General features: G+C 60.9%; 6 protein-coding genes. 3 read left to right on the top strand and 3 right to left on the bottom strand.

The window, feature by feature from the left end:
* Positions 1-115: 115 nt before the first annotated feature.
* The 3 genes from AX703_RS10490 to AX703_RS10480 all read right to left on the bottom strand — a co-directional run bounded on the left by AX703_RS10490 (position 116) and on the right by AX703_RS10480 (position 2,934).
* Positions 116-394, bottom strand: coding sequence for a WGR domain-containing protein (locus AX703_RS10490; protein WP_062343934.1), 279 nt, complete (start codon positions 392-394; stop codon positions 116-118).
* Positions 395-518: 124 nt separating this feature from the next.
* A complete protein-coding gene (locus AX703_RS10485; RefSeq protein WP_062343933.1) occupies positions 519-1,499 on the bottom strand; it encodes a ParB/RepB/Spo0J family partition protein in 981 nt (326 codons plus the stop codon).
* 229 nt (positions 1,500-1,728) lie between these two features.
* Positions 1,729-2,934 carry an AAA family ATPase gene (locus AX703_RS10480; RefSeq protein ID WP_062343935.1) on the bottom strand — a complete coding sequence of 402 codons (1,206 nt, stop codon included), beginning with the start codon at positions 2,932-2,934 and terminating at the stop codon, positions 1,729-1,731.
* A 554-nt stretch (positions 2,935-3,488) separates the two neighbouring features.
* Between AX703_RS10480 and AX703_RS10470 the strand changes: the two genes are divergently transcribed.
* From AX703_RS10470 to AX703_RS10460, 3 genes are all read left to right on the top strand, one after another.
* Entirely contained in the window at positions 3,489-4,793 is a 1,305-nt protein-coding gene (locus tag AX703_RS10470) for a replication protein RepA (RefSeq protein WP_062343931.1), read from the top strand.
* A 484-nt stretch (positions 4,794-5,277) separates the two neighbouring features.
* Complete coding sequence (locus AX703_RS28315) at positions 5,278-5,712, top strand: toprim domain-containing protein (protein ID WP_062343930.1); 435 nt, start codon at positions 5,278-5,280, stop codon at positions 5,710-5,712.
* Between the two features lie 58 nt (positions 5,713-5,770).
* A partial coding sequence (locus AX703_RS10460; protein WP_197423674.1) for a strawberry notch-like NTP hydrolase domain-containing protein occupies positions 5,771-8,413 on the top strand: 2,643 nt, incomplete at its 3' end.

The raw sequence follows: 8,413 nt of genomic DNA, 5'->3' as shown, positions 1-8,413 counted from the left end.
CCGCCGCACCGCTTCACAGGCCGCTACGGCGCTCGAGAAAGCCGATCTGGCGACGCTGCGCCCCGGAGACCATGCCCTGGCCCCCAAAGGCGCTCACAGAGGCTCCTGAGGCCTCCTACGGCGCCAACGCGACCTCGCGGTAGGTCACGCCGATCCGCTTGGGCGCGGACGCCCGGCGGCGCAGCAGATGGCGGGCAAAGCGCGCCGCCTCATCCTCGCTCGCAAACGAGACCGCCCTCCCCTGCCCTTTGGTCCCGATCCGCCCCCAGGCGAATTCGACGATCGACGCACCGAACAGATCCTGGCTCAGGGCGACGGTATAACGCCGCGCGATATTGCGTTCACCGCATACCGCCTCCAGCCAGACGAAACTGCCGTGGTTCAAGCTGTCCATGCGACAGCACATGCCGCAGATAGAATCGCGCGTTCCAACGGGAATTTTGAATCAGTCGAGTCAGACTGATTCACCCAGGCGATCTGTCACACGACTCCACGGACGCGGCAACGCCTCCAAAAGGTCAGGACGTCAGGATAGCCTCAATGGCCTTCAAGACTTCAGATGCCGATGCGCCGCTACGCGCGGGCACCTTGAAGGTATATCCGCTCCTCGAAGAATGGGCATAGCGCAAGATCACTTTGCCAGCGGCGCCCTTCACTTCGACCTCCCCACCAGCAGGTTTTGCGGGAGCGACAGTTGCCCGAATAAGGCGCTTTGCGACTTCCGGAGCGGGCATAGCCGTTCCCAGATCTTCGCGCTCAGCAACAATGGCCCTGCTTTCTGCGGCCATCAAATCCAGGGTGCGCTTCTCTGAAGTGAGTGGCTTGATGTCTCTTGCAATGCGGACCGTGATGCCATGCGTGTCCGGAAAGGCGTTCACGATCTCGGCCGGCAACCGCGCCACATCGAGCAGGCGGCTGAGCCATGACCGCGAGATCTTCAGATGCTCTGCCATTTCACTCTGGTTGGAATCATAGAACTCCTCCAGCGCCCGCGAATACTCCTTCGCCCGTTCCCAGTCTGAGATATCTTTGCGCGACCTGTTCTCGATATCCGAAACCCTGAACGCTTCCTCGTCCGAAACGTTTTGGATTGTGACGAGGTATTCATATTCCGGGTGATGATGCTCGCGTAGCCACTGAACGGTCCACCATCGCCTTACGCCGGCGATTATTTCGAAGTCGTAGTCTGGGTCATCCTTGAGGCGGCGCACGATCGCGGGAATGCGCTGCTTCTTAGCGGAGAGGAATGCGTCGATGAGATCGCGGCAGCTCTCTTCGTTCAAGTGGTCCAGATCGCGGTTATGCAGACGCCAGGGTCGACAGCGAGATGGATCGACCCACTCGGTACGATCCGTGACGACTTTACCAGCAGCAATTCTCGCAAGGCTCTGACTACGGCTCGCCATGATGCTTTCCGATGGCGCAGGGCTGCCGACGTCGATCTCGTCGTCGAGCCCCTCTGTCAAACTGCTGCCGAAGCCCCGGTTACCCTTTGCCATCGCCTACTCCAAACCTTTCAAATCACATTTGGCGGCCGCTTGTTGCCACGTGGCAACAAGCCCTGCCTGGGCCTCGATTTCACTCTGAATCTTCGCACGTTGCCACGTGGCAACATCCATCGTTCAGCCAATAAAATCTCGCCCTATCTCACCAGTCTAATTTCTCAAAAATGAGCTTAATTTTTGTATTTTAACTGTATTTTCTCTTTGTTGCCACGTGGCAACGGCCCTAGACCGCCTCCCCTGCCCTGCTCGCCCAGGACCGAATGACATCCGCCTCGATTTCTCTGCAAACGTCGCTCAAATGCTTCATGCACCGGTTGTGAACCTCATGGGATGTCACCGGTCGATCAAGTTCAAAGACCGTCTTCATGCGCGAACTGGCATTGTCTATTTCTGCGCTGGTCTTGAGGACAGAAGTCGCCATCGAGCCGCCGAAGACCTGCCGCATCATCGAAAGAATCTCGCGGTGCATAGACTTGCTTTCATCCACCCTGCTGCCAACGAGGCGGATAAAATTGTAGGCCGGCTTCACCCGCTTCGCGAGCTGCTCGAGCTGCTTCATCGTTGTGCGCGCCATGTCGATAAACGACACGGTCGATGCGAAGTCGATGACGCTCGGCGGCACAGGAATTACCATTGCATTAGCTGCCTGCAGCACTGCCATCGAAACCATGCCAAGCGCCGGAGGCGGATCCATGATGACGATGTCGTAGTCATCGACGACCGTATCGATGGCTTCGGCGATCATGTCGATGATGTCGAAGTTCTGATTTTGTGCCAGGTAGCCGGCGATCTCGTATTCTAGATTGTAGAGCTTGAGATTGGCGGGGATCAGGTCGAGCCCGAAAAAGTGCGTCTTCCGGATGATCGAACGAACGCCCAACAGTTCAGGATTATGGAAGTGGCCGTAGAGGGTATCATCCTCGGTCAGATCGACATCCGGCCGATAGCCAAACATCATCGTCGAACTGGCTTGGCTGTCGCAGTCGATGAACAGTACCCTGTAGCCGTGAATGGCAAAGTGCTGTGCGAGGTGCAGGGCCAGAGTCGACTTACCTACTCCCCCTTTGAAGTTCGAGACGGAGATGACCGCCGGGGTGTCCGTCGGAGCGCGCCACGGGCGAGTGCCAAAAACGGCACGCATATGATCCAATTCTTCCAATGAGTACTGGACCCGGTGGCCAGAAGCGGTTCGGTCGCGCTGGGGGAGGCGGCCATCACGCTCAGCTTCGCGAATTGCAGACGCTGTTCGCCCCACAAGGGAGGCCGCCTTCGAAATGGAATACGACGGGCCAACCTTTTTCCCGGTCTCCGGATCGAGCGCACCGTCACGAATACGCTTCAGGATGGTGAGGGCCTTGCGGTGCAGATTGCCAAGGCCGTCTTCCAAGAGTTCATCGGGTTGTGCGTCGAGCGCTGCGTCGGTAGCCATGATCACCGCTTTGTGAGATTGAGGGCGCCAATTAGCACTCTTGGCAGTTTTGAGCAAACTTCGGCCACCAACCTTACAAATTGACCGATGATCTCCGTGCCCTTTCGCGAATCAGGAGTCGGCTCGATGCAGCACGTAGGGACTCAGACCGATGATGTCGGGTGCAGGGAGAGGGCCAGCGGGCGACAACCCCACAGTCAGCTGGGCGCCCTGACGGCCGAATTGATCCGGCTGTGGACAATCACCGATGATCTCGGTGCAAGCCGATGAATTCAGTGCGTTTCCCCGATGATCTCGGTTCCCTTTGGACCGATGATCTCGGAGCCCATACCTACTAAAGGAATCTCCTAGAAAAACCGATTCGCGAATCGCTTTTTTCCAAAATTGAGATTGGATTTGGTTTCTCCCCGCCAAACCGCTCCGAGATCATCGGCCAACTTGGAGGTTTTAGGCTCGGAAACCCGTCGAAACTGCCAATGGCCTTGCTTTCGAAGCTCAAACCTGTTGTTTAACGACCAACCCGAGGCTCCAATGAGTCGGGAAGGGACGGTTCAATGAGCGGAGACACACTGCGTCCAATCGGACATCAATACGCCCTAGCAATGCTAGGCGGCGGTGAAGAGCGAGTCCGCTCCCTAGCGCAGTCTGCCGGCACTCAACTCACGATGGATGCCTTCCTTCGCGTCCAGGACGAAGAACCCGTTCCGGCATTTCTGCATTCCGCATTGTGCGCCATGTCGCTGCCCACCAAGCGTCCGAAGGATGATACTCTACCGATTCTTCGCGAAGACGGAAAATATGCACTGGCCATCAATCCACGGCCGGTTCTCCAGACGGTGGATGGTAAGCCCGTGCTACGAAGCGTTGGTGTGCCATATGGAGCTTATCCACGCGTTGCGCTGATCTATCTGCTTTCTCAGGCCGTCACTAAGCGATCGCGAGACGTTTATTTGGGGCGTAATTTCACGGAATGGATGCGCCGACTTGGCTACCAGACCGTCTCTTATGGCCCACGGGGAACGGCCAATCTGATGCGCGAGCAAGTCGATCGGCTGCTTGCGTGTGAATGGCAAATTCGTTGGGAAGGCAACGACGCCGGCGACAACGCATTCGCCGTGCGAGACGTAAAGATTTCAAACGAATACGCAGGATCGCTGGAAAAAAATGGCGCGTTTGCTCGCGAAATCCGGATGTCCGAGGCGTTCTATAGTCACCTTATCGACCACGCCGTTCCGTTGAACGAAATTGCAATCCGTGAGCTTAAGGGGACACCCACAGCGCTCGATCTCTATACCTACCTCGCGTATAGGCTCCCGCGGATCAGCAGCGACCGAGGCCAGGTAATATCTTGGGACCAATTGGCCAAGCACTTGGGGAACGACGCCGACAGCAAACGCTTCCGCCAGACCGTGCGCGAAACAATGCAATTGGTCTCCGCTGTCTACCCGAACGCTGACGTCGATTTCAGCGGGAGGAAAGTAGTGCTGCGGCCTTCACCGGCACCTTTAGAGCGGAAGCTCGTTGGCCCGCACTTGCGGTTGCTGGGCGCTCTGGCCCCGGAAACCGCACCGAGATCATCGGTCACCAAAGCTCCTCGGTCGACTGTTCGGGACATCAAGGTCTCCGAGCCCGTATTCCCTTTCCCAGCAGGCAGCCTGACCTATGGCGAAAGGGAAACTAAGTTCCGAGCAATCGGGCTTGAGAAGGGTAAGCCCTGGTGCGTCGACACCATGGCGAACGCATTCCGCACCGGCTTTCCCGGTATCAAACAAGAGCGGACTGATGCGGAGTGGCTGAGAGTCTGGGAAGCCTTTGTCATTCGTTATGCCGAGCGACGCGCAAATTCGGATGCCGGCTGACCGATGATTTCCGAGCACTTCGGTTAGGCTGAAGCGCAGGACGAGGGGGAGGGGAGTAGGGTCGAACTGGGCAGTCATGCCCATCGTCAACAACAATCCCAGTCCCGACCTACGCAGCCTTGTTCGGCGCATCGGGGGCAATTGGTCCGGCAATACCGCAATGTGTCGGTGCCCTTGCCATGCCGACAGAACCCCATCTCTGTCCATCCGCCAGGGTGATCGAGCCATTCTCGTAACGTGCCACGCAGGTTGCGACAGCCGGGACGTAATCAGAGCACTTCGACGCATCGCAGACCTGCCGACCGTCGATGCCTCTGGCGTGACTCCCAGCTTCCAGCGCAGCACGGAAATTCACCTCAGCATCTGGCGGTCAGCGCGTTCAGTCGAAGGAACGCTAGCCGAGCGATATGTGCGCGAGGTGCGCCAGATCTGGGCACCACTCGAAGACCTGCGCTTTCACCCCCGGTGTCCACGAGGGCAGGGGATGCTTGCGAGCTTCGAGCCGGCACTCCTCGTCGCGATGCGCAAGGCGGGCGAGATCGCCGCGATCCAGCGGATTTTCCTCGATCCGTCGACATCGGCCTACACCGAGAAGCGCGTCCTCGGCCAGGCCATCGGTGCTGCGTGGACCAACGGCCCGCCAGGTAAGACCATCGGCATTTGCGAGGGCTTCGAGACTGCGGCTGCCTATACGTCGCTCACGGGTATCCAGGCCTGGGCGACCATGGGTGCCAAACGCTTCCACCAGGTCGACATCCCGGCCTCAGTCGCAACCATCATCCTGCTCGCGGACAACGACGCCGTGGGCAGGCGCGCGCGCGATCGCGCTGCCGAATCCTACCAACGCCCCGGACTTGCTATCGAGACCGAATGGCCGCCGGGCCGCATGAACGACTGGGCGCAGCTTCTGAAGCGGTGAGGGGAGGGGGGCTGGAGCGGGCGTGCCGCTGATCGGCACGAGCTCAGGAGTTCACCGCATGACCACAACGATTCCGCGCGCCAGCGCCATTCTCGGCGCTGCGCGCACACTTGCCGCCAAGCTGCTGCTCGCTGTTCCGATCGACCGCGCCGCTCTGAGCGAAGCCATGACGGAGAGTGCAGGCGGCAATGACGCCGCAGGTGCCTGGCAGCAGCGCGACAGTTTCGAAGCGCTGGAAGTCGCGCTCTCCCTGGCCATTCCCGAACTGGTAGGCCGCATGGACGTCGGCGCGTCGATCAGCACGCTGGAGGCGCTGGCGCGCGAACTGCCAACCCACACGGTACGCAGCGAGGACCAGATCCAGTTCCAGCAGTTCTCGACGCCGCCGGCGCTGGCCCGTCTTGCAGTTCATCTGGCGCGGCTCTCCAGCGATGACATGTTGCTTGAACCGAGCGCAGGCACCGGGATTATCGCTTCGCTCGCCAAGGGCGCGGTCAAGGATCTGATCCTCAACGAACTCGAGCCAACCCGCGCCGACCTGCTCGAGGCCGTGTTTCCGGGCAAGAAGGTCTATCGCCACGATGGCGCTAAACTCAGCGCGCTGCTCTCCGGAACCGCGCGGCCGAGCGTTGTTCTGATGAACCCGCCGTTTTCGGTGTCGCAATCGCGCGGCGAAGATCAGAACACCGCCGCCAGGCACCTGCGGGCCGCGCTCGACCATCTGCTGCCGGGTGGCCGGATCGTTGCGATCATGCCGGACTGGTTCTCGCCCTCGGCCAGGTACGAAGAAACCTTCCGGCGCACCCTTGAAGGCGCGCGGGTCGTCCTGTCGCTCCGTCTGGACAAGGGCGGCTATGTCAAGCACGGCACCGGGATCGCTGTTCGCGTGCTGGTGATTGACAAGGTGCCAGGCGAGATCGGCGTATCCACGATCAATCGCGGTTCGGTCGGCGAACTCTTCGCCGCGCTGCCAACCGTGCCACTCCGGGCGCCGTTGCGTGATCCAACACCGTCGGCAGCGCCCCGACCAAAGCTCAGCCTGTTCCGCTCGGTGAAGACCGGTCCAGCACGGCCCGTGATCGTGCGAGCTCCCCAGACCAACGACGTCCGCCCCGTCGCCTACGAAGTGCTTGCAGAACCTGCTGCGATGGGCGAGCAGCGCGGGGTCTATGCCGATTACCGGCCTTCACGCGTGGTGATCGCGGAAGCCGGCGAACATCCGACCCACCTCGTCGAATCCGCCGCCATGGCCTCGATCGCCGCGCCGAAGCCAAGCTACGTGCCCTCTCTGCCTGAACGCACCGTGACGGCAAGGCTGCTATCCGCCGCCCAGCTCGAAACCGTGATCTATGCGGGCGAAGCCTGGAGCCGCGACTTGCACGGCCGCTTCAGCCACCCTGCCGGCGAAGTTGCGCTCAAGGAAGACCCCGAGGGTCAGCTATACCGCACCGGGTTCTTCCTCGGCGATGGCACCGGGGCAGGGAAGGGGAGGCAGGCAGCGGCCTGCATTCTCGACCAGTGGCTCAAAGAGAATCGCCGCCACATCTGGATTTCGAAGAATGCGCCGCTACTCGAAGACGCGCAGCGCGACTGGACCGCGATCGGCGGCTTGCCGTCGGACATTCTCGATCTTGCCCGCTGGAAGATCGGCGAGGAGATTACCGCGCCCGAGGGCATCCTGTTCGTACCCTACGGCACGCTGCGCAGTTCGCGCATCGAGGATACCCGGCTCGACCAGATTGTCCGATGGGCTGGCGAGGAGTTCGAAGGCGTTATCGTCTTCGACGAGGCCCACGAAATGGGCGGCGTCGCCGGCGGGGAAGGGGCCTTGGGGCAGAAGCAGGGCTCGCTTCAGGGCATCGCCGGCGTGCTGCTCCAGAACACGTTGCCGCGCGCCCGCGTGCTCTATGCCTCGGCGACCGGCGCCTCGGACGTCAACAACCTCGCGTATGCGGTCCGGCTTGGCCTGTGGGGGCCGGGCACGGCGTTCGCAACCCGCGAGCAGTTCATCAGCGAAATCCGCGACGGCGGGATTGCCGCGATGGAATTGGTGGCCCGCGACCTCAAGGCCTCCGGGCTCTACCTCGCCCGCGCGCTCAGCTTCGCAGGGGTAGAGTACGACATCCTGCGCCATGACCTGACCTCTGAGCAGATCGCGGTCTACGATACCTATTGCGAGGCCTGGACGATCATTCACCAGAACCTCGAGGCCGCGCTCGAACTCACCGGCATCGTCGATGGGCTCGAGAACAAGACCCTCAACAGCGGTGCCAAGGCGGCCGCCCGCAGCCGGTTCGAGGGGACCAAGCTGCGCTTCTTCGGACAAGTCCTGCTCTCGCTGAAGCTGCCCTCGATCTATCCCGCGATCGACGAGCACCTGGGCGAGGAGGACAGCGTGGTGGTCCAACTGGTGAGCACGGCGGAATCCATCCTTAACCGGCGGCTCGATGAACTGGACCCGGCTGAGCGTGAGGCGCTTGATATCGCCTATGACTGCAAGGAATATGTCGTCGACTATCTGACCCGGGCCTTCCCGACCCGGCAGATGGAGGAATACAAGGACGAACTCGGCGACGTGCGCTCGCGTCCGATGTGGGACGAGGCAGGCAATCCGGTCCACAACCCGCAGGCCGAGGCCGCGCGCGCCGACCTGATCGAGCATATCTGCGCCATGCCGCCGATCCCGACCGCGCTCGATGCC

Source organism: Novosphingobium sp. CCH12-A3 (genome assembly GCF_001556015.1).
In the GTDB taxonomy this organism is placed as follows: Bacteria; Pseudomonadota; Alphaproteobacteria; order Sphingomonadales; family Sphingomonadaceae; genus Novosphingobium; species Novosphingobium subterraneum.
The sequence above is the reverse complement of the archived record's forward strand: the minus strand, read 5'-3'. Positions and strand labels throughout refer to the sequence as shown.